We start from the raw sequence: 25,792 nt of genomic DNA, 5'->3' as shown, positions 1-25,792 counted from the left end.
CATGAAGAAACTCGTCATTTTCGACCTCGACGGCACGCTGGCGCTGAGCAAGTCCGCCATCGATGCGGAGATGTCCGCCCTTCTCGGCAAGCTGCTCGCCGTCGCGCAGGTGGCCGTGATCTCGGGAGGCGACTGGCCGCAATTCGAGAAGCAGTTCCTCTCGAACCTTGAGCAGGGCGACCGCTTCGACCGCCTGCATCTCCTGCCGACCTGCGGCACCAAGTTTTTCAGCCATGACGATGGCGCGTGGAAACCGGTCTACCGCGAGGATCTTTCGCCCGAAGACCGGCAGCGCATCATCGCGGCGCTCGACGCGGCTTTCGAGCAATCCGGCTTCAAGCCGGAGCGTATATGGGGCCAACGCATCGAGGATCGTGGCAGCCAGATCACCATGTCCGCCCTTGGTCAGGAGGCGCCGCTCAAGGAAAAGCACGAATGGGATCCCGATTTCAGGAAGCGGACGATCCTCAAGGGCTACCTCGACAAGTCGCTGCCGGACTTCTCCGTACGCATGGGCGGCGCGACCTCCATCGACGTGACGCGCCAGGGCATCGACAAGGCCTATGGTATCCGCAAGTTGCGCGACCGCCTCGGCATCGCCATCGAGGAAATGATTTTCGCTGGCGACGCCCTCTTTCCCGGCGGCAACGACTATGCAGCAAAGGAGGCTGGCGTCGATTCGATCCGCGTGCGCGATCCGGAGGAAACCAAGCGCGTGATCGAGACCATCGTCTCCTGCCTCGGCGGAGCTGTATGAGGCTTCGGGCGCACGGGTATCCTGCCTGCGACGACTGACTTCACGGGCGAAGGTTGCGCCTGGCCCGGAGGGGCGATCACCGATCGCCCTCTTCCTTTCCGATGAACCGCAGCATGTTCCGGATGTCGATCCCGCCTCTTCGGCAAGCCGAAGTGGCGGGATCGACACTCCCATCTCATGCCTCCCGGGCAAGATGCCCGTGCGAGCGGAGTCGCGGCCGGCGAGACCATGCCTGTTTTCCCCCTGCGCCAAAACATCACTTGTCCGACCTATTGGCAAAATGCTTCATTGCGGGGAAAGCATCGAGAATCAGGGAGAAACGCATGTCGGGTCAGGGTAGGATCGCCATCGTCACGGGCGCAGCGACGGGTATCGGCAAGGCTGTCGCGCTGGCGCTCCTGGAGGACGGCTGGACGGTGGTGTTCACAGGCCGCCGCAAGGAGGCCCTGGAGGCCGCCATCGCCGAAAGCCCCAAGGCGGCTTCCGCTCGCGCCATCCCATCGGATGTGACGGACCCGGCCTCCGTGGCCGCGTTGTTCGACGCCACCGTGGCGGAATTCGGAAGGGTGGACCTCGTCTTCAACAATGCCGGCACCATCGCGCAAGGCCTGCCGATCGAGGACCTCCCCTTCGAGCAGTGGAAGGCAGTGATCGACACCAACATCACCGGCGTGTTCCTGTGCACCAAGGAAGCGTTCCGCGTGATGAAGAGCCAGACGCCGCGCGGCGGGCGTATCATCAACAACGGCTCGATCTCGGCCACCGCCCCGCGCCCGAACTCAGCGCCCTACACCGCCTCCAAGCATGCGGTGACGGGCCTTACCAAGTCGAGTTCGCTGGACGGCCGCAAATACGATATCGCCTGCGGCCAGATCGACATCGGCAATACCTTGACGCCTATGGCGTCCAAGATGCCCGGCGGCGTGCCGCAGGCCGACGGCTCGATCAAGCCCGAGCCAACCTTCGACGTGAAGCACGTCGCCGACGCCGTCATCTACATGGCCGGCCTGCCGCTCGAAGCCAATGTGCAGTTCATGACGGTGATGGCCACGAAGATGCCGCTGGTCGGACGAGGATAGGGGCTCTACATCCTCCGGGTGCCCGCGCACCCGGAAAGCAGTCGGTCGATGCTGATCTCCTTCAGCAATCGCCAACGGCAAGGCCTAGTTCCTGGATATTTCATCGACCTGGCCGTTCGAGAGCCAGTGATCGATCCCGGCATCGGCTGGGCTGCCATAGGCAAGGCTTCGGGATATCGCTCAGCCGACCGTCTCGCGATAGCTGCGCGCCGTCGGCAGCACGCACATCTCCTCGCCCGAGAACGCACGGGAGCGGGTGATGAAACGCTTCTCCGTGCCGTTGTCGAGGGAGAACATGCCGCCCCGACCGGGTACGACGTCGATGATCAGCTGGGTATGCGCCCACGCGGCAAATTGCGACTCGCTGATGTAAACCGGCGCATCCCCGATGGTTCCAAGCAGCACGTCCCTGTCACCGACGAGGAAGTCGCTCTGCGGGTAGCACATCGGCGAGGAGCCGTCGCAGCAGCCGCCCGACTGATGGAAGAGGATTGGACCGTACTTGGCGCGCAGGGTTTCGATCAGCGCCAGAGCCGCCGGCGTGGCCGTCACACGGTCCGGAATGGATTCGTCCATGGGAAGGCTCCTGGTATGGCGTGGCGGCTAAGGAGAATGGCGCAGGAAACACGCAGTGTCGATCACCGATCGGCATCACCATATCCGGCAGGAGCGACGTTTCCGGAATGTCGGTCCGCCATATCGGCGTTGGCAGATGTGGCTTGAGATCGACACTCGCTGCTTGGCCAGCGCAGGCCGCGCTTCCCCGCAGGGCAGAAGCGCCGGCCCGGGGACCGGCGCTCCAGACATCAGAAGAAGCCGAGTTTCTTCGGCGAGTAGCTCACCAGCAGGTTCTTGGTCTGCTGGTAGTGGTCGAGCATCATCTTGTGCGTCTCGCGGCCGATGCCGGACTGCTTGTAGCCGCCGAAGGCCGCGTGGGCCGGATAAGCGTGATAGCAGTTCGTCCATACGCGCCCGGCCTGGATGGCTCGGCCGAAGCGATAGGCGCGGGTGCCGTCGCGGGTCCAGATGCCGGCGCCGAGGCCATAGAGCGTGTCATTGGCGACGGAGAGCGCCTCCTCGTCGGTCTTGAAGGTGGTCACCGAGACGACGGGCCCGAAGATCTCCTCCTGGAAGATCCGCATCTTGTTGGTGCCCTTGAACACGGTCGGCTTGACGTAGTAGCCGCCGGCCAGGTCTCCGGGCAGGTTGTTGCGTTCGCCGCCCGTGAGAACCTCGGCACCTTCCTGCCGGCCGATGTCGAAATAGCTGAGGATCTTCTCGAGCTGCTCGGAGGAGGCCTGCGCGCCGATCATCGTGGTGGGGTCGAGCGGGTCGCCCTGCTTGATGGCCTGGACGCGCTTCAGGGCCTTTTCGATGAAGCGGTCATAGATGCTCTCATGCACGAGTGCGCGGCTGGGGCAGGTGCAGACCTCACCCTGGTTGAGCGCGAACATCACGAAGCCCTCGATGGCCTTGTCGAGGAAGTCGTCATCCTCGGCGGCGACGTCCTTGAAGAAGATGTTGGGCGACTTGCCGCCGAGTTCCAGCGTGACGGGAATGAGGTTCTGGCTGGCATATTGCATGATCAGCCGGCCCGTCGTGGTCTCGCCGGTAAAGGCGATCTTGGCGATGCGGTTCGAGGAGGCGAGCGGCTTGCCGGCTTCGAGGCCGAAGCCATTGACGATGTTGAGCACGCCGGGCGGCAGGATGTCGGCGATCAGTTCGGCGAGGACGAGGATGGAAGCGGGCGTCTGCTCGGCGGGCTTGAGGACCACGCAGTTGCCGGCGGCAAGCGCCGGGGCGAGCTTCCAGATCGCCATCAGCAGCGGGAAGTTCCAGGGAATGATCTGGCCCACCACGCCGAGCGGCTCATGGAAGTGATAGGCGACGGTATCGTGGTCGATCTCGGAGAGAGCGCCTTCCTGCGCACGCAGGACACCGGCGAAATAGCGGAAATGATCGACGCCCAGCGGCAGGTCTGCGGCCGTGCTTTCGCGGATCGGCTTGCCGTTGTCCCAGGTCTCGGCAAGGGCGAGCGTATGCAGATTGTCCTCGATGACCTGCGCGATGCGGAGCAGAAGGAGCGAGCGTTCGGCAGCGCTGGTGCGGCCCCAGGCATCCTTGGCGGCATGGGCGGCGTCGAGCGCGGCCTCGATGTCCTTGGCGTCCGAGCGTGCGATCTCGCAGATCACGCGGCCATTGATGGGGGACGTATTCTCGAAATACTGGCCGTTCGCAGGCTCGACCCATTTGCCGCCGATGAAATTGCCATAGCGCTTCTTGAACAGGGTTCCGGGCGAGCGGATGAGTTCGGGCTTGTTCATGCAGGTCTCCTCCTTGATGCGCGCCATGATGCGGCGTCGTCAGAGCCGCAGGATGAGACTGAAAACGCGCGCTGTCAGGACGGGCACGACGATTGCGAGGGGCAAGTGTCGCAGCAGTGAGACAGGTGGGCGGAGAAAAACGGAAGACACAGTCCCGGGTCTCCGCCGCGAAGGCCGGCGGCGCGACCCCGTGTCGGCCTACCCTTCCCGGGCTATGCCGAGCCGATCGAGCTTGCGGTGCATGGTGGCGCGGCTGATGCCGAGCAGGCGGGCGGCAGCGGAGACGTTGCCCTTGGAGCGCGAGAGAGCCTGCCGCACGGCAGCGCGCTCGGCGGTGACGAGCCCTTGCTCCGGCCGCGTGTCGTCCCCGCCGAGCAGATCCTCCGCTGGGAAGGGGCGGAGCAGGCGCTCGTCCGTCAAACCATAAGCGAGACGTGCTGCGCGGCTGGCGCCGATGACCAGATCCTCGCGGTCGACAGCCAGCAGGCCGGCAGGGCCGTTGCCGAGGTCGGGACCGACGAGGATGCGCGCATGGCGGAACGTCTCGCGGAAATGATGTGTCTCGATCCGGTGCGCTGCCTCCCGCGTCGCGGCGGCCACCAGCTTGAGGATGGCCGGTGTCAGGTCCGAACGGCAGGTCGAGACGTCGAGCGCGGCCATCTGCCGGCCCTGGGCATCCCAGATCGGCGCCACCGTGCAGCTCAGGCCGATATTGCGCGTGAGGAAATGCTCCTCGCGATGGATGGTCAGAGCGCGTCCCTCTGCGATGCAGGTGCCGACGCCGTTGGTGCCCTCGCTCGCCTCGCTCCAGACCATGCCGGTCCACAGGCCGACCGCGAGGAAATCGGCATCGTCCCCGGCCATGCCGCGCCGGTCGAGGGGAACGCCTTCGCCGTCGGTGAGGAGCACGCAGCACCCGGCATCGCCGACCGACTGGAAGAGGCGGTCGAGCGTGCCCTGGGCGAGGCGCACGAACGGCTCCATGCGGTCATAGGCCGTCCGGAATTCATGATGGGTCAGCCGCTGAGGCGGGGGCGCATGGTCGGGATCGAGGCCGTAATGGGTGAGCGAACGCGACCAGGAGGCAGCCACGGCCGATTGCGCCGTCGCGCTTCCCTCGTTCAGAATTGCGTAGACCAGATCCGCATGATGCGCGCGGTCCGCGTTACCCATTCCCGGCATTCGCTCCGCCCTCCGCATGCTTTCGGATCACGGGAGCAAGAGGGCCATCCCGATCATCGACGCGGTTGCCGGCATATTCCGATTGAAAACGGCGAGGTGTCAACCGGCGAGGTGATTTTGATCTTCGCTCAAAGCGATTTGGATAAAGAAAATCATCCGACGCCTCTCCCGGTGCTACCCGCTTATGCGCGGCCGCCCCGAGGCGCGCGCCGTCACCAGCGCCTCGACGAAAAGCTCGCGCCCCTCGGCGACCACCTTTTTCTGGTCGACGCTGACGGCGATCTCCACCGTGGCCGCGCCGGCCTGCAACGCCTCCGCCTCGGACTGTTCGCGCGCCGTCGTCTCGGCAAAGGCGAGCGCCTGCGTGAGGTCCGTGATGTCGCGCGTGCCGCCCCGGGTGAAGACACGAAAGATGCCTTCCACAGGCTGCAGCACCTTCACTTCGGCGCTGACATGCACGCCGCCGACCACGGCGCCGACGGCATTGGCGACCTCGGCATGCTCCGGCACCAGGGAGGGCGCGCCGACAAGCCCGGCGATATCGCCGTAATAAGTGGCGGCTGAAGCACCGAGCCCGACGACAGGCGTCGTGAGCGAGAGGCCGATGCGCACCAGGCCGCTATGGCCGTCGAGGGCGGCAGCAGCCAGGGCATGGCGCGAGAGGCCCTGCTCGCGGAAGCCATCCTCGGCCAGCGCGCATTCGAGCAGGAATTCCGCCGAGCGTCGCGTGAGCGTGCCGATGATCTGGCGCGCCAGGATGTCGGGCGTCTCCGCGAAGGGAAGGCCCATCGCGTTCCGCCGCCGGCAGAACAGCAGCATGCCCTTCTCGGCAGCGGTCATGTCCCAGGCCTCATGCAGGCCGAGCACATGGGCAGCATCGGAGGGGGTGAGCGAGGCCATGATGGCAAGACGCCGGTTCACCAGGCGCTGCAGCGCATTGAGTTCACGCCGGTTCTGGATGAGCTTGTCGGCCGCCTGCGGCCCCTGTTCGAGCCGCGCCAGCACTTCGGCTTCCAGCGCCGGCAATTCGGCGCGCGAAGGGTTGAGGCGCAGGGCGAAGCGGCCGAAAAGCTCGTTCGGCATATCGGCGCGCAACTGCCGCTCGAGCGTGGCATGCACGAGATCGGCATGGCTTGTCGCCAGCAGCGACAGCGGCACGGCGCGGCGCGGGCCGAGCTTGAGATGGCTCTCCAGCCCATGCTGCTCGATGGAGACCTCGCTGTCGCCGCCGAGGCCGCAGGTACGGATGGCGATGGCCTCCACCATGGTGCGGAAGCCGCCGATCAGCGCGCCGGCCGGATCGATGCGGGGGCGCCCTTCGCGCAGCACGACGACGTCGGTGGTGGTGCCGCCGATATCGGAAACCAGCGCATCCGGCGCCTTGGCAAGAAAGGCGCCGCCGACGGCACTGGCCGCGGGGCCGGAGAAGATCGTCTCGATCGGCTTGGTCTTGGCCACTTCCGCCGCGACCAGCGAGCCGTCTCCCCGCACCACCATCAGCGGCGCCGAGATGCCGAGCGCCGCGAGCCGCCCCTCCGTCGCTGCGATCAACGCTTCAAGCAGATGGATCAGACGGGCATTGAGCACGCAGGTGAGCGCCCGCTTCGGACCGTCGAGCTTGGCGGAAAGCTCATGCCCGCAGGTGACCGGCAGGCCGGTTTCATGGCGCAGGATCTCGCGTGCGGCGATCTCGTGGGAAGGATCGAGCACGGCAAAGCGACCGGTAACCGCAAAGCCGGTGAGCGAGGGGGCGAGGCGCCTGGCCTCCACCGCCAGCACGGCTGCATCGAGCGGCGCCCGCGCCTGGCCCATCGCATCGTGCCCGCCGCCGATCAGAAGCACCGGGTCGCCGTTCAGCGCCGCCTTCAGATCGGGACGCTCGGCGTCGGCGGCATCGAAGCCGATATAGACGAGCCCGACGCGCCCGCCCTGCCCCTCCACCATGGCATTGGTGGCCAGCGTGGTGGAGAGCGACACCAACGAAATAAGCGCCGGATCGACCCCCGACTGCTCCAGCACGGCTCCAACGGCGCCCCCGACGCCGATCGCGAGATCATGATGCGTAGTCAGGGACTTCGCCTTGGCGACGACGCCGGATGTTTCGTCATAGAGCACGGCATCGGTGAACGTGCCGCCAGTATCGATGCCGAGGAGAAGGGACATGAAATCCGCAGAGAAAACGGGGAGTGTGCGGGGGTGATAGCGGAAGGTGCTCGAAAGGTCGAGCACTACAATTCGAACAGTCCTATAGCGATTGGACTAAGGCCCGAGGACATCGACTGTATCAGTCAACTACTGCGCCTCCGGGGCCAAAAGAACGGACTCGTGGCTCTCAGCGAGTTATCCGCTGGTCCGTTCCATCAACGCAAGCAGTCCCTTCAACAGCGCTGTCGGCGAAGGCGGGCAGCCGGGGATGTGGAGGTCCACCGGCACCACGCTTGCGACGCCGGCGGCGCAGGCGTAGCTGCCGGCGAAGATGCCGCCGTCGAGGGCACAGCCGCCCACCGCCACCACCCATTTGGGCGCGGGCACGGCGTCATGGGTACGCAGGAGAGCCTCACGCATGTTGAGCGTGACCGGGCCGGTGACCAGTAGCACGTCGGCGTGGCGGGGCGAGGCGACGATGTGGAGCCCGAAGCGTTCGAAGTCGTAGAAGGCGTTCGAGAGGGCGTTGATCTCCAGTTCACAGCCATTGCAGGAGCCGGCGTCCACCTCCCGGATGGCGAGACTGCGGCCGAGCCGCGCGCGCGCCGCCTTGTCGAGCCTGGCGGCAAGCGCCTTCAGTTCCGGATCGTCCGGCAGAGGCGCAGGCTCCGTAAGAGGCGCCCGGCGGATGGTGTCGAAAAGGGTTCGCCGCATGGTCGACTCCTTCCAGAGCGTTTTGTGTTCTGACGGGATCGGCAAAACACAAGGACGCGTCGAAAAACAAAGAGTTAAAGAAAGCGGCGTTTCTACCTAAACGCGCTTTGCTCTAGAGATCGTGCCCGGAGTAGGAACAGTTGAAGGATTTGTTGCAGAGAGGGAAATCGGCGACGATGTTGCCTTCGATGGCCGCCTCCAGGAGCGGCCACTGGAACCAGGAGGGATCACGCAGATGGCAGCGGCGCACGAGGCCGTCCTCGATGGCCGTCCAGGCCAGAATATCGCCGCGAAAGCCCTCGACAAGACCCAGGCCTTCGCCGCTGCCCCCTTCGACCGCCACGCGGATGTCGCCCTCCGGCAGGGAGCCGAGAATCTGCTCGACCAGCGACAGGCTCTGCTCGACCTCGCGGATGCGTACCCAAACACGGGCATTGACGTCCCCCTCCCCGAAGACAGGCACTTCGAAGCGCAGATCTCCATAGGGCGCATAGGGGTGATCGCGCCGGACATCGAAGTTCCGCCCCGACGCCCGTCCGACATAGCCGCCGACGGCGAACTGGCGCGCCAGGGCCTTGCTCACGATGCCCGTGCCGACAGTGCGGTCCTGCAGCGAAGTCGTGTCGTCATAGAGCCTTATCAACGGAGGAAAGGCCTTGCGAACGTCGTCCAGCAGGGTACGGAGGCAGGCTCGTCCCTCTGGTGACAGGTCTGCGGCGACGCCGCCGGGTACCACGCGGTCCATCATCAGCCGATGCCCGAAGCAGGTCATCGCGGCGCGCAGGACGCGCTCCCGCAGCACGCCGCAATGGGCGAGCATGAGAGCGAAGGCAGCATCGTTGCAGATGGCCCCTATATCGCCGAAATGATTGGCAAGCCTCTCGAGTTCGGCCATCAGCGCGCGCAGCCAGACGGCGCGGACCGGCGGCTCGACACCGAGCGCCGCCTCCACGGACTGCGCGAAGGCAAGCGCATAAGCCACCGTACTGTCGCCGGACACACGGCCGGCCAGTTGCGCGGCCTTGTCGAGGGCCGCGCCCGCCATGAGCTTCTCGACGCCCTTGTGCGTGTAGCCGAGGCGCTCCTCCAGCCGCACCACTGCCTCGCCGCTGGCGTTGAAGCGGAAATGGCCGGGCTCGATCACGCCCGCATGCACCGGACCGACCGGGATCTGATGCAGTCCCTCTCCCTGGGCGGCCAGGAAGGCGTAGGGTCTCGGCATCGGGGGCGTCGCCTGCGCCGTGCCGAGGGGAGAGCCCACCGTCCAGCGGTCGTGATCGAGCCAGGGCCTGGCATCTGGCAGCCCGGCAGCGGTAAAGCCGAACAGATCCTGAATGGCCCGCTCGGAGCGCAGCGCCGGAGGATGATGGCGGCCGAGCGAGGCAAAGACGCCGTCCGGACAGGCCAGCGTCAGCACGGCGATATCGCGTTTGTCCTCGTCGCGTATGGCGGCATGGACGGAAGCGGAGTCGCCCCATAGGGCCAGGAGGCACACCTCACCCGCATCGAGGGCGACGCCGAGCGCTTCCCAGGTCGCGGCATCGACCTCGAAGCGCGGCCAGGGCCGCTGTGTCTCGCTTGCCTCGCGCCCGGCCGTCAATCCGGAGAATCCCGCCATGGTCCCCTCCTAACCCAGCATCCGGGCGACATGCTGGAACCAGGCGACGAGCGGCCCCGGCAGGTAGATGCCGGCCAGCAGGATCAGCGCCAGATGAACGGCAAGCGGCCAGTAGGAAGCCTTGACCTCGCCCGTCTCGCCCTTCACCTCTCCGAAAGCCAGGCCATGCAGGCGCAGCAGGAGCGCGCCGAGCGCGATCAGCAGGCCCGCCACCAGCAGCAGGGCAAGTTCCGGCCGGCGGCTGAAAGTCGAGCTGATCACCAGGAACTCGCTCATGAACACGCCGAAGGGCGGCAGGCCGACGATGGCGAGCACGCCGAGTACCAGGCCCCAGCCGAGCCAGGGATGGCTCTTGGTCAGTCCTCCGATCTCCGACATGGTCTGGGTGCCCTTGACCTGCGCGACATGGCCGACGGCAAAGAAGATGGCGGATTTGGTCAGGCTGTGCATGGTCATGTGCAGCAGCCCCGCGAAATTGGCTATCGGGCCGCCCATGCCGAACGCGAAGGCCATGATCCCCATGTGCTCGATCGAGGAATAGGCGAACATGCGCTTCATGTCGCGGCGCCGGTAGAGCATGAAGCCGGCGAAGAGGATCGAGATCAGGCCTAGCGTCACCAGCAGCGGGCCGGGCGCGATGGCCGCCTCGTTGGCCGCCAGCAACAGCTTGAAGCGCAACACTGCATAGAGCGCCACGTTGAGCAGCAGCCCCGACAATACGGCCGAGATCGGCGTCGGGCCCTCCGCGTGGGCGTCAGGAAGCCAGGCGTGCAGCGGGACGAGACCCACCTTGGTGCCGTAGCCGAGCAGCAGGAAGATGAAGGCGAGGTTGAGCATGGCCGGATCGAAGGCCGGCGCATGGGCGATCAGCACCGTCCAGATCATGCCGTCGAAGCCCTCGCCCACAACCGGGCGCGCGGCCATGTAGACGAGGATGGTGCCGAACAGGGCGAGCGCGATGCCGACACTGCCGAGGATGAAATATTTCCAGGCCGCCTCGATCGCCTCATGGGTGCGGTAGATGCCGACCATCAGCACGGTGGTGAGCGTGGCAAGCTCGATGGCCACCCAGATCAGCCCGATATTGTTGGCCAGCAGCGCCAGGTTCATCGCAAAGAGCAGCACCTGGTACATCGCGTGGTAGAAGCGCAGGTGGACGGGCGTCAGCCGGCCGGTCTCCAACTCATGGGCGATGTAGCTGGCGCTGAAGAGGCTGGTGGTGAAGCCGACAAAATTGTTGAGGACGACGAAGACCACGTTGAGGTCGTCCACCACGACATAGGTCCCGGCCTGGGGCTGGTGCAAAAGCAGCGAGAGCGCCGCCAGCAAGGTCAGGAAGGTAGCGAGCACGTTGAGGCGGGCAGAGATCCGGTAGTCGCGCAGCAGGGCGAGCACGATGGCGGCGAGCACGGGTATCAGCAGGATCAGGGCGGTGGCATCCGGCAGGATCATCGGCGTTCTCCCCGGAAACGGTCCAGCGCCTTCGAGTCCACCGTGTCGAAGCGCTCGCTGATGCGGAAGAGGAAGATGCCGATGACGATGAGGGCGATGAGCACCGAGAAGGCCACGCTGATCTCGACGACAAGGGGCATGCCCTTGGCGCCGGTGCCGGCGAGGATGAGTCCGTTCTCCATCGACATGAAGCCGACGACCTGGCTGACCGCATTGCGGCGCGTCACCATCATGAGGAAGCCGAGCAGCACCACGGAGAGCGCGAAGGCGAGGTCCTCCCGGGCGAGCGCATCGGCGCCCGTCGTCACCCGCAGCATGATGACCATGGAGAGCGCCACCAGCCCCATGCCGGCGAGCATTGTCGGCCCAAGGCCGACCACGGTCTCGACCTCGCGGTGGATGCCGAGGCGCGCGACGATGCGGTGCAGTGCCACCGGGATGATGATCGCCTTGAAGACGAGGGCGATCAGGGCCGTGACGAACAGGTGGTAGGCATCCTGGATCCAGGCCTGCCAGGCCACCGACAGGGACAGGACCACGGCCTGCAGCGCGAAGATGTTCAGGAGGGCGTAGAGCCGGTTCTGGTAGAGCATCATGAAGCTCACCAGCACCAGGCCGCCGGCGAGCATGTGGGCTATGTCCAGGGAAAGCGTCGGCATCTCACAGGCTCCGCGAGACGAAGAGCAGCAGCGCGCCCAGGAGGCTGAGCATCAGGGCCACGCCGAGGAAATCGGGAACGCGGAAAACGCGCATCTTCGCGATGGTGGTCTCGAACAGTGCCAGGAGGCCGGCGCCGACCGCGAGCTTCACCAGGAAGGCGAGAACGCCGACGAGATGGTCGGCAAGGCCGCTGCCGGGTGCCGCAAGCCCCCAGGGCAGGAAGACGCAGCCGATCAGCGACATGTAGAGCAGCAACTTCAGCGAGGCCGAGAGCTCGATCAGGGCGAGATGCCGCCCGGAATATTCGAGCACCATGGCCTCGTGCACCATGGTGAGTTCGAGGTGCGTGGCCGGATTGTCGACGGGGATGCGGCCGTTCTCGGCGATCGCCACCATCACCATCGCGATCAGGGCGAGGGCCAGCGAAACGCGCAGCCCCACCGAGGTCATGAAGCCGGCGAGATAAGAGAGCTGCGTCGATCCCGCCAGCAACGCCAGCGAGAAGACGATCATGATCATGGCGGGCTCGGCCAGGGACGCGATCATCATTTCGCGGCTGGCGCCGATGCCGCCAAAGCTGGTGCCGATGTCCATGCCGGCAAGGGCCAGGAAGAAGCGCCCGCTGCCGAGCAGCGCGATCACCACGATGAGATCCGCCGACCAGCTGAACTGCAGCCCGGTGGCGAAGGTCGGCACCAGGGCGGCGGCCACCCATGTCGCGGCGAAGATCATGTAGGGCGTCGAACGGAACAGCCAGGAAGCGTTGTGGGCGAGCACCGCTTCCTTGCGCAGTAACCTGAGAAGGTCACGGTAGGGCTGCAGCGGCGAGGGGCCGCGGCGCCGCAGGAGATGGGCCTTGATGCGCCGCACCAGGCCCGTCAGCAGCGGAGCCAGCAGCAGCACGAGCAGCATCTGGATGGCCTGCACGGCCAGGCTTGCGATCACCCCCATAGCGCCAGCACCATGAGAAGCAGGACGAGGGAGAGAAAGACCAGGCTCAGATATTGGCGGATGGTCAGGAAGTGCAGGCGGTCGAGATGACCGGCGATGAACTGCACGATCCGGGTCAGCGGCGAATAGAGGCCGTCCCAGGCGAGGTCATGCAGGACGACCACCAGCCGGGCCGGGCGCATGTCGCCGGGAGCCGGCATGTCGACGATCTCGCGGGCGCGGAAGAGCGTGCTGCCGTAGACCCGGCGGATCGGCTGGGCAAAGCTGGTCGCGCTGTATTGCGTCACCGGACTCGGATCGGGAAAGCCGCAGTCCCAGGCCGGCGTGCGTCGCACGGCTCGCGAGGCCAGACGATGGATGGCATAGGCCGAGACCGAAGCCGAGAAGGTGATGAACAGGAAGACGAGCAGGCCATTATAGGAACTGCGGCTCGCTGCCACGGGAATGATGGTGAGCCAGTCGACACCGGACTGCACAGGCATGCGCTCGCCCACCGCGAAATGCACCGCGGGCGCCAGGGCGTCGATGACGACGCCGGGAAGGATGCCCGCCAGCACGCACAGCAGCGCGAGGGCAGCCATGGCCCCCAGCGACCAGCGGTCGACCTCGACCGCCTCCTCGGCGGCGGCGCTCCTCGGCCTGCCCAGGAAGACCACGCCGTAGGCCCGTACGAAGCAGGCCGCCGCCAGCGCCGCCGAGAGAGCCAGCAATGCGCCCACTGCCGGGACCAGCAGCTTAAGCCCCCATTCCGGGACCTGCGGGCTGAGGAGGATGGCCTGGAAGGTCAGCCATTCGGAGGCAAAGCCGTTCAGAGGCGGCAGTGCCGAGATGGCGACGCAGGCGACGAGCACCAGGACGCTGGTGACGGGCATGCGGTGTATGAGCCCTCCCAGCCCGTCGAGGCGGCGCTGTCCCGTGGCAGTCAGAACCGCACCGGCGCCGAAGAACAGAAGGCTCTTGAAAAGGGCGTGATTGAAGACATGGAAGAGTGCGGCGGTTACGGCAAGGGCAGCGGCCGCGGGCAGGCCGTTGGCCTCGAACGCCAGCGCGAGCCCGAGCCCGGCGAAGACCAGCCCTATATTCTCGATGGTGCTGTAGGCGAGCAGGCGCTTGAAATCGGTCTGCATCAGGGCATGCAGGATACCGATCACCGCCGTACCGCCCCCTGCCACCAGGACGGGGATGCTCCACCACCATGCCGGCGGGCCCGCGAGGTCGAAGACGATGCGCATGAAGGCGTAGATCGCGACCTTGGTCATCACGCCGCTCATCAGGGCTGAGACGTGGCTCGGCGCGGCGGGATGGGCCAGCGGTAGCCAGACATGCAGCGGGACGAGCCCGGCCTTGGAACCCGCCCCCAGCAGGGCGAGGACCAGCACGGCGCCGGCGATCACGGGTGCCGGATGGTGGGCGCGGATCTCGGCGAAGGTGAAGGAACCGGCATCGCCCGCCAGCAGCCCGAAGGCCAGCAGCAACGCCATGGTGCCGAAGCCCGCCATGACGATATAGACATAACCGGCCTGCCGGTTATCCGCTTCCCGGTGATGGGCGAGCACCAGGGCCCAGGATGCGAGCGACATCAGCTCCCATGAGAACAGGAAGCTGAAGGCGTCTGCTGCCAGCACCGCCATCGTCATGCCGGCGAGGAAGGCCGGAAAGAACGGCAGCACGCGCTGCGGCTCGCTCTCGTGATGGCCATAGCCAAGACCGTAGACGCTGGCAGCGACCCCGCCGAGATTGACGACGGCGAGGAAAAAGGCGCTGAGGGCATCCAGGTGCAGCCGGGCACCGATCCAGGGCAGGCCCAGAGGCAGGACGACATCGGCCGGCGTGCCATCCGACAAGAGCTGGCCGAGGGATGCGAGGAGAGCCGCGAGGGCTATCAGCGCGGAGAGGCCGTAGACGAGGGTCGTGGCGTAACCAGATCGCCTGGCGACCAACGCCAGCACGGCAACGGCAAGGAAGGCGGCTACGCAGCCCTGAACGATGAGGAGCGGCATGGCACTACCCTTCCACCGCTCCCGAATTGCCGGAGTCCGGCTCCTTCACGACCGGCGCCCGCAACCGGACGCCCCGTCCGCCGCCCTGGCTGATGGTCCCCTCCCCGATAAGCTCGATCCCGGCGGCATCGAGCGCGCCGACAAGCTTCATGAGGGAATCGACATTGCCCCGGATCACGCCCTCCCGGGACTCCATGCGCTGGACGGTAGGCACCGAAAGGCCGGACCGTTCCGCCAGCACCTTCTGATCGATGCCGAGAAGGGCGCGAGCCGCCCGCAATTGTGCTGCTGTGATCATGGCGCAACGCCAAAAGAGATGGAATATCTATTGGTATTTATGGATATTCCATTTATATCGGCATCTCAACAATTATTATTGATATTTAAAATATCATATTGAAAAGAAAAGGCGACCCGAAAGGCCGCCTTCTTTCAATTCTGATATCTGGAGCGTCGCGTTGGAAAAACGATGGGCACGATGCCGCAAGGCACCAGCGGCGATCCGATTGAAAAGGCCGCCGGGAGGCTACGAGCCGCCGGGACTTATTTCGCCGGCAGCGGCTGCACGGGCATGCCGGGACCGATCTTCTGGAGGTTGCCGGAAATGATCTGGTCGCCCTCCTTGATGCCCTTCGTCACCGAGACCAGCGGCCCTTCCGCCGCGCCGAGCTCGACCAGGCGCATGTCGACCTTGCTGCCCTCGCCCACGACATAGAGATATTTGCCGAGCTGGCTGGAGCCGAGCGCCACCTGCGGCACCATCAGGGCATCGGGCTGCTCGCCAATGGTGAGGTGGACGTTCACATACTGGCCGGGCAGCAGGCTGAGATCGTCATTGGCGATGGTGGCTCGCGCCGTGATCGTACCGGTGGCGTGATCGATGGCGTTGTCGATGAAGGTGAGTTCGCCCTTATGGGTTGCCCCCGCCTCCCCCGGAACCACGACGTCGGCCGTAATCTTGCCGGCGGTACGTGCCTTCTGGATCAGGGCGAGATCGGCCTCGCTCGGCGAGAAGGTCACGTAGATGGGGCTGAGCTGCACCAGCGTGTTGAGCGCCGTGCCACTGGGACTCACCAGCGTGCCGGACGGCGCCTGGTTGCGGCCGATGCGGCCCGAGAAGGGCGCCCGGATCTCCGTATAGCCGAGATTGAGCTCGGCCGTCTGGATCGCCGCCTTGTCGGCCGCAAGCGCGGCCTCGGCCTGGTGAACGTTGCTGGAGCGCTGGTCGAAGGTGTCCTTCGACAGGAAGCCGGTCTTCGACAGCTCGTTGCCGCGGTTGAGGCTCGCCCTGGCATAGTCGAGAGCCGCCGAATCACGCTGGGCCTGCGCCTTCACCTGGTCGAGTGCGGCCTGGAAGTCACGCGGATCGATACGGTAGAGCAGGTCGCCCTGCTTGACGTCGGCGCCGTCGGCGGCAGCCTGGTCCAGGATGTAACCCTGAACCTTGGGCTGCAGCGAAATGCTGCGGATGGATTCGGCGCGGGCCGAGTAATCCAGCGTCACCGGGATGGTCTTCTTCACCACTGCCGTCACCGGCACCGGCATGGCGGGCATGGCGGGCGCCGGGGTCGTCGCCGCCCCGGCCGGGCCGCCGACGAAGCGGGCCAGCAGGTCGGGTTCGCTGCGTGCGTAGACCAACACGCCGGCAGCTACCAGCACGGCAAGCGCCGTGGTGATCCTCAAGCTACGATTTCTCAGAATGGACATGTTGCATTCTTCCTATTCCGCAGCCTCGATATGAGGGAACAGCTCATGCTGTTCCTCTTCCTTCCGAGGCGCGCTATGGGGCTTGTCTTCGTGACGGGAGCCACGCTCCCGCCACTTCTCGATAACGGCATAGAAGACCGGCACGAAGATCAGCGTCAGCACGGTGGCGGCGACCATGCCGCCGAACACCGCGGTTCCCAGCGACTGGCGGCTCGCGGCGCCGGCACCCGTGGCCAGCATCAGCGGCACCACGCCGAGGATGAAGGCGAAGGCCGTCATCAGGATCGGACGCAGACGCAGCCTTGCCGCTTCCATGGCCGACTCGACGATGCCGAGGCCCTCCTCGCGGCGGCGCTTGGCGAACTCGACGATCAGGATCGCGTTCTTGGCCGCCAGGCCGATCAGCATCACGAAGCCGATCTGCGAATAGACGTCGATCTGCATGCCGCGCAGGTAGATCGCGGCCAGGGCCCCGAACAGGGCGAGCGGCACCGCCAGCAGGACCATGAAAGGCATGGACCAGCTCTCGTACTGCGCCGCCAGGATCAGGAACACGAAGACGATCGCGAGCGCGAAGACCACGGTGGCGATCGAGCCTGCCTTCAGCTCCTGGAAGGTGATGCCCGTCCATTCGAAGCCGAAGTCGTTTGGCAGCGCCGTCGCCGCGGCCCGTTCCATCGCCGTCACCGCCTGGCCCGAAGAGAAGCCAGGCGCGGCGTTGCCGTTGATCTTGGCCGAGTTGTAGTTGTTGTAGTGCGGCACGGTCTCCGGGCCGACGATCGGCTTCAGCGTGCCGAGCGTCGAGAGCGGCACCATGTCGCCCGTATTGTTGCGCACGTAGAGGCGAGACAGGTCCGTGGCCTTGGCGCGTGCGTCCTGCTCCGCCTGCAGGGTCACACGGAAAGTGCGGCCGAACAGGTTGAAGTCGTTCACATAGAGCGAGCCCAGATAGATCTGCAGGGTGTTGAACACGTCCGGCAGGTTCAGACCGAGGAGCTTCGCCTTGGTGCGATCGAGGTCGTAGTCGAACTGCGGCGTCGAAGTCGAGAAGGTCGTGAACAGCGCCTGCGGGTTCAATTCAGGCTGCTTGCGCGCCTCCGCGATCAGGGCCTGGGTGGCATCGTTCAACGCCGCGGTACCCTTGCCTGTCAGATCCTCAACCTGGAATTCGAAGCCGCCGGTGGTGCCGAGGCCCGGAATCGAAGGCGGATCGAAGCTGAGCGCGAAGGCATCGGGGATGCCCAGCAGCTTGGGCCGCACGGCGTTGACGATCTCGCTGGCGCCCTGGCCGGCTCCACGCTCTTCCCACGGCTTGAGTATCGCGAATTCCACCGCCGAGTTGGACTGCGCCGCCCCGGTGAGGAAGTTGAGGCCGCTGATCGAGCCGACGATCTCCACGCCCGGTGTGTTCTGCAGGATGGCACGGGCCTGCTTGGCCACGGCATCCGTACGTTCCAGCGAGGCGCCGTCGGGCAACTGGATCACGGCGAAGAAATAGCCCTGATCCTCGACCGGCAGGAAGGTGGATGCGATGCGCGTGGACAGCATGAAGGTCGCCGCCAATCCCGCCACGAAGACCGCAAGCACGGCCCAGCGAAAGCGGACAAGCCCACGCACCATCGAGGCATACCAGTGCGAAATGGCCTCGAAGCTGCTGTTGAACCAGCGGAAAGGCGGAAATTTGGTCGGCGGACGATGGCGCAGGAAGGCCGCGGCCAGGGCCGGGCTGAGCGTCAGCGAGTTGAAGGCGGAGATGCCGACCGAGATCGCCACCGTGAGGGCGAACTGGTTGTAAAGCCGGCCCGCGACGCCCGGAATGAAGGCCACCGGCACGAACACCGCCATCAGCACGGCCGTGGTCGCGATGATAGGACCGGTGACTTCCTTCATGGCAAGCTTGGCGGCCTCGAGCGGCGGGTGGCCGTCCTCGAGCTGGCGCTCGACATTCTCCACCACCACGATGGCGTCGTCGACGACGAGGCCGATGGCGAGCACCATGCCAAGAAGACTCAGCATGTTGAGCGAGAAGCCGAACATCTCCATCACCACCAGCGTCGCGACGAGCGATACCGGGATCGCGATGGTGGGAATGATGGTGGTGCGCCAGCTCTGCAGGAAGATGAAGACCACCGCGACGACGAGGATCAGCGCCTCGACCAAGGTGATCAGCACGTCATGCATGGAGGCCGACACGAACTTCGTCGTGTCGTAGTGCATGGCGTATTCGATGCCCTTGGGAAAACGCTTGGAGAGCTCCTGCATCTTGTCCTTGACCCGCTGCTGCAGGTCGAGGGCGTTCGAACCCGGCATCTGGTAAACGGCGAGCACGATGGTGGGATCTTCGCCGAAAAAGGCGGAGGAGGCGTATTGCAGGGCACCGAGTTCGATGCGCGCCACATCGTGCAGGCGCACGAGCGACCCGGTGGCTGGATTGGCCCGCACGACGATGTCGCCGAACTCCTTGGGATCGCTCAGGCGGCCCGTGGCATTGACCTGCATCTCGAACGGCGTGCCCTTCGGCGCGGGCGACTGCCCGATCTTGCCGGCGGCGACCTGCACATTCTGCTCGGCGATGGCATTCTGGACATCGACGGCGGTAATGCCGAGATTGGCGAGCTTGTCGGGATCGAGCCAGACACGCATGGAATAGCGCCGTTCGCCGAAGATCTGCACGTCGCCCACGCCCGGCAGGCGCTTCAGGGGATCGACCACCTGGAGATAGGCGTAGTTCGACAGGGCCACCGGATCGACTGACTTGTCCGGAGAGGTCAAGTTGACGATCAGGACGAAGTTCGGGTTCTGCTTCTTGATGGTGACGCCGGCCTGGTTGACGATGGCCGGCAGCGAAGAAGCAGCCTGGCTGACGCGGTTCTGCACGTCGACGGCCGCGATCGACAGGGGATAGCCGACGTCGAAGGTCACCGTGATGTTCGACGAGCCGTCATTCGACGAGGAGGAGGACATATAGGTCATGCCCTCGACGCCGTTGATCTGCTGCTCCAGCGGCGTGGTGACGGTATCGGCGACCACCTGGGCGCTCGCGCCGGGATAGTTGGCGCTTACAACCACCTGAGGCGGCGTGATGTCGGGAAACTGCGAAACGGGCAGGTTGAAATAGGAAATCGCCCCGGCCAGCACCATGATCACGGCGATGGCCGAAGCGAAGATCGGACGTTGGATGAAAAAACCTACCATCAGAGTGCTCTGCAACTGTCATAGGGGGCGCTTGCCGCGATGAACGCGGGACCTCCCGAAACGGAAAAGACGCTGTCGGCCGCGAAGGACGGCGTGCTGGTCCCTCTCGCCTCGCGAAGCCGGGCGGCCTGGCCGGCCAGCATGGCCTTGAAGGAAATGGGATCGACGCCGTCAGCCCGCATCACCGCCAAAGTCATCGGGTCGTTGAGCAGCTGGTCGACAGTCAGATCGATGCAATGAGAAGCCATGAGTCCTCCTTCGCGGAAAACGCGCCGGGCACGCTCCGCCGAAATCGATAATTGAAATGTCCTGCTCGGGTGGCGCGCCGGCGATTTGCTCCCTGCCTCGGCATCGGGCAGCGAATCGTCCTTGACGGCGTCAGACCAAGGTGTTACCGGTCAGTAACAACGCAACTGTTACAGGGCGGTAACATCGCCGTCAAGCCATGAGCACGAAAATTTTGCAACGCGAAGCAATTCCTGGTTGTAGCGGACTGAAACCCCGCGACCGCATCGTGGTGACCGCGCGCGATCTCTTCCACCGCCACGGCATCAAGACCATCGGCGTGGACGCCATCGCCGAGGCGGCCGGCACCAACAAGATGACGCTCTACCGTCATTTCGGCTCGAAGGACGACCTCATCGTCGCCTGTCTGCGCGAAGCCGCCGAGGAAATGGTGAGCTTCTGGGACGACATCGAGGCCGATCACCCCGGCGATCCGCAGAGCCAGCTCCGTGCCTGGATCCGCGAGGGCGCGGCCTGCATCGAGAGCGACGAGCGCGGATGCGAACTCGCCAACGCTGCCGTCGAACTCGCCGAGGAAGACCATCCGGCACGCCGCCTGGTGGAAGAATGCAAGAAGAAGCACCGCGACCGCCTGGCCGCCGTGTGCCGGAACGCCGATCTCGACCAGCCGGAACTCGTGGCCGACACGCTGTGGCTCCTCCTCGAAGGTGCCCGCCTCAGCCGCCAGAGCGTCGGCGCCGAAGGCCCGAGCGCCCGCTTCGTGCGCATGGCGGAGGGCATCATCGCATCCTTCGGAAAGCGCAGCGCGGCCGAATAGGCCCGATCCCGTCTCGCCGGAACTGCCCCGTTTGCGTAAGATGACCGCAGAAGGGCAGCGCGGACTGCCGGGAAGCTGTCATGCGTTTTCTGTTGGCTCTTTTTTGGCTCACAGTTCTTACCGAGATCGCCGCTGCGCAGAGCGTCGAGGAATATCAGGCTCTGCGCTGGGGTATGACGAGGGACGAAGTCAAGGCCGCCTATCCTGCCATGAGCGAGGGGGTCTCTCGATACGACTCACACAAACGTGCGATGATAGAGGGCTTCGGCCTCGCCAACATCCACTTCGCTGGCTGCAAGGCGAACTTCTATCTGGATTTCGGCAGACAGGGACTGCAGGAGACGGGCTTTTCGCATATCAAAAGCGGGAAGGATGTCTGCGCCTCATCCTTCCGCCTCACACTGATCCGCCGGTTTGGCCTGGATTACCTGTCAATGTCGGCATCCATGTTTGGTCCGGTGGACTTGGGCGTAGTTACCGAGGACAGTTGGACAGGCGCGACATGGATATCCGGGGACAATGAGATCACGCTCACCGACTATCCCGGTCTCACAACGATCCGCATCAGGAAGCAAACTCCCTGGTCCCCGCCCGGTCCGCGATAACTAGGCAGCAAGCATGCTTTCCTATGCCGACGCCGGTGTCATTGAATACATGTCCCATCCGATCCAGGGCGTCACATTGCGGATAGGATCAGCCGCGATAGGATAGACTCAACATTGCGTTTCCTTCGGAGCCCTTCCATGTCCCATCCCGCCCTCGTCCCCGGCGCGGTCGCCGTCATTACCGGCGGCGCCAGCGGCATCGGCCTTGCGGCCGCGACGAAGTTCGCCGGCCTCGGCCTCAAGATCGTGATCGCCGATCTCGGCGAGGAAAGATTGGCGAAGGCAGTCGAGACCGTCGCCGCCGCTTCCCCGGACGGGCGGGAAGCCGTGCTTGCCCAGGCCACCGACGTGAGCAGCGTGGACGATCTCCTTCGCCTGCAGCTCGCGGTGCGCCAGCGCTTCGGCGGCACGGACGTCCTGATGAACAACGCGGGCATCCAGCCCGGCTCCCGCATGTTCGACGACCGGAACGACGACACCTGGGAGCGTATCCTCGCCGTCAATCTCAAGGGCGTGATCCAGGGCAGCCAGATCTTCGCACCGGGCATGATCGCGCGCGGACGGCCGGGACTGATCATCAATACCGGCTCCAAGCAGGGCATCACCACCCCGCCGGGCGACCCCGCCTACAATGTCTCCAAGGCTGCCGTGAAGGCCTTCACCGAAGCCTTGGAGCACGAATTGCGCAACACGCCCGGCTGCCGCGTCAGCGCGCATCTTCTCATTCCCGGCTTCGTCTTCACCGGCCTCACCGCCGGAGGCAGGACGGAAAAGCCGGCCGCTGCCTGGACGCCCGAGCAGACCGTCGATTTCATGCTGGAAAGCCTGGAACGGGGCGATTTCTACATCCTGTGCCCCGATAACGACGTGCCGCGCTCACTCGACGAACGCCGCATCGCCTGGGCCGCCGGCGACATCATCGAAAACCGCCCGCCTCTTTCGCGCTGGCACCCGGAATATGCCGAGGCCTTTGCAGAATTCATCAAGCGCTGAAAAGCGAATGGCGGCTCCCGGCCGCCACTTCATGTTCGATACCGCCTGATCCAGCGGGCCGAAGCCGGAACTCCTACCTGCCGCTCCTCAAACGGTCGCCGACTTGTGGGCGCCGCCATTGGGCGAGGTCACGGGCGTGCGGATCGGTTGGCTGACGCGCTGGGCATCCGCCTGCTTGTCGACCGCACGCTGGAACTGATCCAGCGTATTCATCATCTGCAGGATCTTGGAGGTCATCGCCTGCGCCTGCTTCTTGCTCATGCGCTTTTCGGCGATGGCACGGGCGGCTTCGTCCTCGAAGGGAACGTAGAACAACGGAAAGCCCGTCGCATCCACCACCTGGAATCCGCGAGCGCCCTCGCGGACCGTCCAGGGGCTGTAGAAGCGCATATCAGGCGTCTGACCCATCACTGCTCTCCCGGCGTCGCGGCCTCGATTACCACGCCATAATGACGCCATGATTGCAGCTTGCGAGTCATTTTCCGAGGTATTCGCCTGAAGAGGTAGCCCCCTCCTGCCGGGGGGCGCCAGGGTCATCGGCGCACGCCTGCCTACGATGTTCCGATCATGCGGCGATTGCGCTTTGGCTTGACGGCATGGGTCTCGCGGCCCGCGGCGCTCTGGAGTTCGCGGCGGAAGACATCGCGGCGCTCGTGGATGGAGGCGATCACCGGCCCCGCGGGCACGCCGAGCCCTGCGAGCGCCGCTTCCGAGAGTTGCAGGCTGGCCTCGATCGTCTCCGGGACCGCGTCGGTGACGCCGAGCGCGTAGAGCTTGCTGGCGTGGTCGGCGTCGCGCGAACGGGCCACGATGACGAGATCCGGCCGCATCGCGCGCGCGGCGGTCACCACCGCCTCGATCTGCCGCGGGCCGTCGATGGTCACCACCAGCGCCGATGCCTCCGCGAGGCCGCATCGCTCGAGGAAGGCGGCATTGGTGGCATCGCCCCAATAGACGGGCCTCTTCTGCTCGCGCCAGCGCGCCACCGATCTGGCATCGGCATCGACGGCGAGATAGGCGACCTTGTGCTCGGCCAGCATTTCGGCGACCAGCCGCCCCACGCGGCCATAGCCGACGACGATGGCGCGGCGCTGCTTGTCCTCCGGCGGGGCCTCCAGCGCGGCCGACTCGACCGGCACGACCTGCTCGTAGCGGCGCGCGAAGCGGCGTCCGGCCATACCGAGCAGTGGAATGAGAGCCATGGAGAGCGAAGCGATCGCCACCGCAAGGGCCGACTGGTCCGGCGTGAAGATCGAGAGCTGGCTGGCGAGCTTGAAGACCACGAAGGCGAACTCGCCGGCCGAGGCCAACAGGAAGGCCGACTCGATCGACACCGGCATGGGCAGGCGGAAGAGCCGGCAAAGGCCGAAGATCATGACACCCTTCACCAGCACCAGCGCCAGCACCGCCGCGACGATCAGGAAGAGATGGTCGAATACGACTGCGAAATCGACGCTCATGCCGACGGCGAAGAAGAAGACGCCGAGCAACAGGCTCTTGAAGGGCTCGATCGTCGCCTCGATTGCGCGACGATACTCCGTCTCCGCCAGCAGCAGGCCCGCGATGAAGGCGCCCAGTGCCATGGAGAGGCCCGCACTGGCTGCAGCAACGCCGGTACCGATGGCGACGAAGAGCGTCGCGGCGATGAAGAGCTCGGGATTTTCCGGCCGTGCCACCAGGCGGAACAGCGGGCGCAGCAGGAAGTTTCCGGCGACGACGATGGCGCCGATGGTGATGGCCGCCGACAGCAAGGCGTAGCCCAGACCGACCAGCACCGACTGCCCGCTGTTCGCCCCCATCGTGCCGACGAGGAAGAGCACGGGGACGACGGCGAGATCCTGGAAGATCAGCACCGCGAAATTGACGCGCCCGGTGGTGGAGGCCATGCGCTTCTGGCCCGCAAGGACCTCGATCACGATGGCCGTCGAGGAAAGCGCCAGGCCCGAGGCGAGCACCAGTGCCGCCGCGGCGGGCAGCAGAAAGCTCGCGAGCAGCGCGACGACGGCAATGGAAATGACCACCTGCAGCCCGCCCAGGCCGAAGACGAGGCGGCGCATGGTCAGGAGACGGGCGAGGGAGAGTTCAAGGCCGATGACGAAGAGAAGGAAGACGACGCCGAGCTCGGCGATATGGCCGATCGTCTCTTCCTCGCTGATGGTGAACCAGTCGATGAAAGGCAGGCGCGACGAAAGGGCGCCGAGACCCGTCGGCCCCATCGCGGCTCCGGCCGCAAGGAAGCCGATCACGGGGCTGACGTGCAGGCGGCGCACCAGTGGCACGACCACGCCCGCCGCGCCGAGCACCACCAGCGCGTCCTTCAACGATGTGACATCCACCGATCCCGTCACCCCCGGTCCCTTCGCTCTTCGATTGCTGCCCCCAAGTCACAGGGAACAACGAAGGCGCCTGCTTCGCCAACCGAAATATGACGAGGCGGAGCGAAAAAGCCCCTGCCAACGCCGGATGGCGGCGTCCAGCCTCAAAGGATGCGCGTGCTCAGCCCGCGGCGGCAGGCAGATCGGGAACCGGTGACCATCGTGCGTACCGGCCGCAGCCGGTCTTCAGAGCTTCCAGCCCGAATGGATCGACACGATGTTGCCCGTCAGGGAGCGATGGCTCGCCTGGGAGAAGCCCGCCTCGCGGATCATCGCCGAGAATGCGGCGGGCTTGGGGAAATTGCGGATGGATTCCACGAGGTAGCGATAGGGCTCGGCGTCGCCCGTCACCATTCGGCCGATGGGGGGAATGACATGGAAGGAATAGAGATCGTAGATCTTGTCCAGGCCCGGCATGTCGACCGTGGAGAATTCGAGGCACAGGAAGCGCCCGCCCCGCTTGAGTACGCGGTAGGCCTCGGCGAGGGCCTTGTCGATGCGCGGCACGTTGCGGATACCGAAGGCGACGGTGTAGCCGTCGAAGCTGCCGGTCGCGAAGGGAAGCTCCTCGGCATTGGCTTCGACGAAATCGAGCTGCCCCGACAGGCCGCGTTCCTCGCCGCGCTGCCGCCCGACCTCCAGCATTGAACCGTTGATGTCGAGTACGGTGACGTGGGTGTCCGGACCGCCGGCCTTGACGATTCGGAAGGCGACGTCACCGGTGCCGCCGGCCACGTCGAGATGGCGGAAGGGACGCTGGCGCGGCGGATTGAGCAGGTTGACGAGATCGTCCTTCCACAACCGGTGCAGGCCGGCGGACATGAGGTCGTTCATCAGATCGTAGCGCCCGGCGACCTTGTGGAAGACATCGTCGACCAGCGTCTGCTTCTCCTCCAGCGGTACGGTGGAAAAACCGAAATGGGTCTCAGCGCTGGCGGGCATCGGGATAACTCCGGACAAGATTGCAGCCTC

Annotated in this window: 22 protein-coding genes; 5 read left to right on the top strand and 17 right to left on the bottom strand. The window is 65.4% G+C overall.

Going from position 1 to position 25,792, the window contains the following annotated elements:
• Position 1 precedes the first annotated feature (1 nt).
• Together AC6H34_RS12545 and AC6H34_RS12540 are read left to right on the top strand one after the other, a co-directional pair.
• Positions 2-757: an HAD-IIB family hydrolase gene (locus AC6H34_RS12545; protein WP_448149653.1), complete on the top strand. Its 756-nt coding sequence runs from the start codon at positions 2-4 to the stop codon at positions 755-757.
• A 323-nt stretch (positions 758-1,080) separates the two neighbouring features.
• The gene (locus tag AC6H34_RS12540) at positions 1,081-1,836 is read left to right on the top strand and encodes an SDR family oxidoreductase (protein ID WP_497539023.1); all 756 of its coding nucleotides are present in this window, start codon (positions 1,081-1,083) and stop codon (positions 1,834-1,836) included.
• A 180-nt stretch (positions 1,837-2,016) separates the two neighbouring features.
• On the opposite strand, the gene AC6H34_RS12535 is transcribed toward AC6H34_RS12540, so the two are convergent.
• The 14 genes from AC6H34_RS12535 to AC6H34_RS12470 all read right to left on the bottom strand — a co-directional run bounded on the left by AC6H34_RS12535 (position 2,017) and on the right by AC6H34_RS12470 (position 20,032).
• The gene (locus AC6H34_RS12535) at positions 2,017-2,412 is read right to left on the bottom strand and encodes a DUF779 domain-containing protein (protein WP_448149655.1); all 396 of its coding nucleotides are present in this window, start codon (positions 2,410-2,412) and stop codon (positions 2,017-2,019) included.
• A 230-nt stretch (positions 2,413-2,642) separates the two neighbouring features.
• Positions 2,643-4,160 carry an aldehyde dehydrogenase gene (gene adh, locus AC6H34_RS12530; protein WP_497539022.1) on the bottom strand — a complete coding sequence of 506 codons (1,518 nt, stop codon included), beginning with the start codon at positions 4,158-4,160 and terminating at the stop codon, positions 2,643-2,645.
• Positions 4,161-4,358: 198 nt separating this feature from the next.
• Positions 4,359-5,333, bottom strand: coding sequence for a GAF domain-containing protein (locus tag AC6H34_RS12525; RefSeq protein WP_448149657.1), 975 nt, complete (start codon positions 5,331-5,333; stop codon positions 4,359-4,361).
• Positions 5,334-5,516: 183 nt separating this feature from the next.
• Positions 5,517-7,505, bottom strand: a complete 1,989-nt coding sequence (locus tag AC6H34_RS12520) for a hydantoinase/oxoprolinase N-terminal domain-containing protein (protein WP_448149658.1) — start codon at positions 7,503-7,505, stop codon at positions 5,517-5,519.
• Positions 7,506-7,682: 177 nt separating this feature from the next.
• A complete protein-coding gene (locus AC6H34_RS12515; protein WP_448149659.1) occupies positions 7,683-8,201 on the bottom strand; it encodes an NADH-quinone oxidoreductase subunit B family protein in 519 nt (172 codons plus the stop codon).
• Between the two features lie 112 nt (positions 8,202-8,313).
• Positions 8,314-9,819, bottom strand: a complete 1,506-nt coding sequence (locus AC6H34_RS12510; protein WP_497539021.1) for a hydrogenase large subunit — start codon at positions 9,817-9,819, stop codon at positions 8,314-8,316.
• A gap of 9 nt (positions 9,820-9,828) precedes the next feature.
• Entirely contained in the window at positions 9,829-11,271 is a 1,443-nt protein-coding gene (locus AC6H34_RS12505; RefSeq protein WP_448149661.1) for a hydrogenase 4 subunit F, read from the bottom strand.
• Entirely contained in the window at positions 11,268-11,930 is a 663-nt protein-coding gene (locus tag AC6H34_RS12500; protein WP_497539020.1) for a hydrogenase-4 component E, read from the bottom strand. Before AC6H34_RS12500 ends, AC6H34_RS12505 begins: the two co-directional genes overlap by 4 nt.
• A gap of 1 nt (position 11,931) precedes the next feature.
• The gene (locus tag AC6H34_RS12495) at positions 11,932-12,882 is read right to left on the bottom strand and encodes a respiratory chain complex I subunit 1 family protein (protein WP_448149663.1); all 951 of its coding nucleotides are present in this window, start codon (positions 12,880-12,882) and stop codon (positions 11,932-11,934) included.
• A complete protein-coding gene (hyfB, locus tag AC6H34_RS12490) occupies positions 12,873-14,882 on the bottom strand; it encodes a hydrogenase 4 subunit B (protein ID WP_497539019.1) in 2,010 nt (669 codons plus the stop codon). The genes AC6H34_RS12495 and hyfB overlap by 10 nt, the downstream gene beginning before the upstream one ends.
• Before the next feature lie 4 nt (positions 14,883-14,886).
• Positions 14,887-15,180, bottom strand: a complete 294-nt coding sequence (locus AC6H34_RS12485; RefSeq protein ID WP_448149665.1) for a helix-turn-helix domain-containing protein — start codon at positions 15,178-15,180, stop codon at positions 14,887-14,889.
• A 245-nt stretch (positions 15,181-15,425) separates the two neighbouring features.
• The gene (locus AC6H34_RS12480) at positions 15,426-16,589 is read right to left on the bottom strand and encodes an efflux RND transporter periplasmic adaptor subunit (RefSeq protein ID WP_497539018.1); all 1,164 of its coding nucleotides are present in this window, start codon (positions 16,587-16,589) and stop codon (positions 15,426-15,428) included.
• 12 nt (positions 16,590-16,601) lie between these two features.
• Positions 16,602-19,784 carry an efflux RND transporter permease subunit gene (locus AC6H34_RS12475; RefSeq protein ID WP_497539017.1) on the bottom strand — a complete coding sequence of 1,061 codons (3,183 nt, stop codon included), beginning with the start codon at positions 19,782-19,784 and terminating at the stop codon, positions 16,602-16,604.
• Positions 19,784-20,032, bottom strand: coding sequence for a hypothetical protein (locus tag AC6H34_RS12470; RefSeq protein ID WP_448149667.1), 249 nt, complete (start codon positions 20,030-20,032; stop codon positions 19,784-19,786). Before AC6H34_RS12470 ends, AC6H34_RS12475 begins: the two co-directional genes overlap by 1 nt.
• A 197-nt stretch (positions 20,033-20,229) precedes the next feature.
• Here AC6H34_RS12470 and AC6H34_RS12465 point away from each other — a divergent pair, with 197 nt between their 5' ends.
• The 3 genes from AC6H34_RS12465 to AC6H34_RS12455 all read left to right on the top strand — a co-directional run bounded on the left by AC6H34_RS12465 (position 20,230) and on the right by AC6H34_RS12455 (position 22,445).
• Positions 20,230-20,847 carry a TetR/AcrR family transcriptional regulator gene (locus AC6H34_RS12465; protein WP_497539016.1) on the top strand — a complete coding sequence of 206 codons (618 nt, stop codon included), beginning with the start codon at positions 20,230-20,232 and terminating at the stop codon, positions 20,845-20,847.
• A gap of 80 nt (positions 20,848-20,927) precedes the next feature.
• Positions 20,928-21,452: a hypothetical protein gene (locus tag AC6H34_RS12460; RefSeq protein ID WP_497539015.1), complete on the top strand. Its 525-nt coding sequence runs from the start codon at positions 20,928-20,930 to the stop codon at positions 21,450-21,452.
• Between the two features lie 138 nt (positions 21,453-21,590).
• A complete protein-coding gene (locus AC6H34_RS12455) occupies positions 21,591-22,445 on the top strand; it encodes an SDR family NAD(P)-dependent oxidoreductase (RefSeq protein ID WP_497539014.1) in 855 nt (284 codons plus the stop codon).
• An 87-nt stretch (positions 22,446-22,532) separates the two neighbouring features.
• Here AC6H34_RS12455 and AC6H34_RS12450 read toward each other — a convergent pair whose 3' ends face one another.
• From AC6H34_RS12450 to ubiE, 3 genes are all read right to left on the bottom strand, one after another.
• Entirely contained in the window at positions 22,533-22,853 is a 321-nt protein-coding gene (locus AC6H34_RS12450; RefSeq protein ID WP_448149671.1) for a hypothetical protein, read from the bottom strand.
• Positions 22,854-22,996: 143 nt separating this feature from the next.
• Entirely contained in the window at positions 22,997-24,793 is a 1,797-nt protein-coding gene (locus tag AC6H34_RS12445) for a cation:proton antiporter domain-containing protein (RefSeq protein WP_497539013.1), read from the bottom strand.
• A 213-nt stretch (positions 24,794-25,006) separates the two neighbouring features.
• Positions 25,007-25,762: a bifunctional demethylmenaquinone methyltransferase/2-methoxy-6-polyprenyl-1,4-benzoquinol methylase UbiE gene (ubiE, locus tag AC6H34_RS12440; protein ID WP_497539012.1), complete on the bottom strand. Its 756-nt coding sequence runs from the start codon at positions 25,760-25,762 to the stop codon at positions 25,007-25,009.
• Positions 25,763-25,792: the final 30 nt, after the last annotated feature.

The organism is Labrys sp. ALF-8 (assembly GCF_059699065.1).
The sequence above is the reverse complement of the archived record's forward strand: the minus strand, read 5'-3'. Positions and strand labels throughout refer to the sequence as shown.

Excerpts from the sequence above, each read along its gene's own strand:
- AC6H34_RS12460 (WP_497539015.1), top strand. The coding sequence starts at position 20,928 with ATGCGTTTTCTGTTGGCTCTTTTTTGGCTCACAGTTCTTACCGAGATC.
- AC6H34_RS12455 (WP_497539014.1), top strand. The coding sequence starts at position 21,591 with ATGTCCCATCCCGCCCTCGTCCCCGGCGCGGTCGCCGTCATTACCGGC.
- AC6H34_RS12505 (WP_448149661.1), bottom strand. The coding sequence starts at position 11,271 with ATGATCCTGCCGGATGCCACCGCCCTGATCCTGCTGATACCCGTGCTC.
- ubiE (WP_497539012.1), bottom strand. The coding sequence starts at position 25,762 with ATGCCCGCCAGCGCTGAGACCCATTTCGGTTTTTCCACCGTACCGCTG.
- AC6H34_RS12510 (WP_497539021.1), bottom strand. The coding sequence starts at position 9,819 with ATGGCGGGATTCTCCGGATTGACGGCCGGGCGCGAGGCAAGCGAGACA.
- hyfB (WP_497539019.1), bottom strand. The coding sequence starts at position 14,882 with ATGCCGCTCCTCATCGTTCAGGGCTGCGTAGCCGCCTTCCTTGCCGTT.
- AC6H34_RS12450 (WP_448149671.1), bottom strand. The coding sequence starts at position 22,853 with ATGGGTCAGACGCCTGATATGCGCTTCTACAGCCCCTGGACGGTCCGC.
- AC6H34_RS12500 (WP_497539020.1), bottom strand. The coding sequence starts at position 11,930 with ATGCCGACGCTTTCCCTGGACATAGCCCACATGCTCGCCGGCGGCCTG.
- AC6H34_RS12540 (WP_497539023.1), top strand. The coding sequence starts at position 1,081 with ATGTCGGGTCAGGGTAGGATCGCCATCGTCACGGGCGCAGCGACGGGT.
- AC6H34_RS12535 (WP_448149655.1), bottom strand. The coding sequence starts at position 2,412 with ATGGACGAATCCATTCCGGACCGTGTGACGGCCACGCCGGCGGCTCTG.
- AC6H34_RS12545 (WP_448149653.1), top strand. The coding sequence starts at position 2 with ATGAAGAAACTCGTCATTTTCGACCTCGACGGCACGCTGGCGCTGAGC.
- AC6H34_RS12470 (WP_448149667.1), bottom strand. The coding sequence starts at position 20,032 with ATGGCTTCTCATTGCATCGATCTGACTGTCGACCAGCTGCTCAACGAC.
- AC6H34_RS12480 (WP_497539018.1), bottom strand. The coding sequence starts at position 16,589 with ATGTCCATTCTGAGAAATCGTAGCTTGAGGATCACCACGGCGCTTGCC.
- AC6H34_RS12495 (WP_448149663.1), bottom strand. The coding sequence starts at position 12,882 with ATGGGGGTGATCGCAAGCCTGGCCGTGCAGGCCATCCAGATGCTGCTC.
- AC6H34_RS12475 (WP_497539017.1), bottom strand. The coding sequence starts at position 19,784 with ATGGTAGGTTTTTTCATCCAACGTCCGATCTTCGCTTCGGCCATCGCC.
- AC6H34_RS12520 (WP_448149658.1), bottom strand. The coding sequence starts at position 7,505 with ATGTCCCTTCTCCTCGGCATCGATACTGGCGGCACGTTCACCGATGCC.
- AC6H34_RS12465 (WP_497539016.1), top strand. The coding sequence starts at position 20,230 with ATGAGCACGAAAATTTTGCAACGCGAAGCAATTCCTGGTTGTAGCGGA.
- AC6H34_RS12485 (WP_448149665.1), bottom strand. The coding sequence starts at position 15,180 with ATGATCACAGCAGCACAATTGCGGGCGGCTCGCGCCCTTCTCGGCATC.
- AC6H34_RS12525 (WP_448149657.1), bottom strand. The coding sequence starts at position 5,333 with ATGGGTAACGCGGACCGCGCGCATCATGCGGATCTGGTCTACGCAATT.
- AC6H34_RS12515 (WP_448149659.1), bottom strand. The coding sequence starts at position 8,201 with ATGCGGCGAACCCTTTTCGACACCATCCGCCGGGCGCCTCTTACGGAG.
- adh (WP_497539022.1), bottom strand. The coding sequence starts at position 4,160 with ATGAACAAGCCCGAACTCATCCGCTCGCCCGGAACCCTGTTCAAGAAG.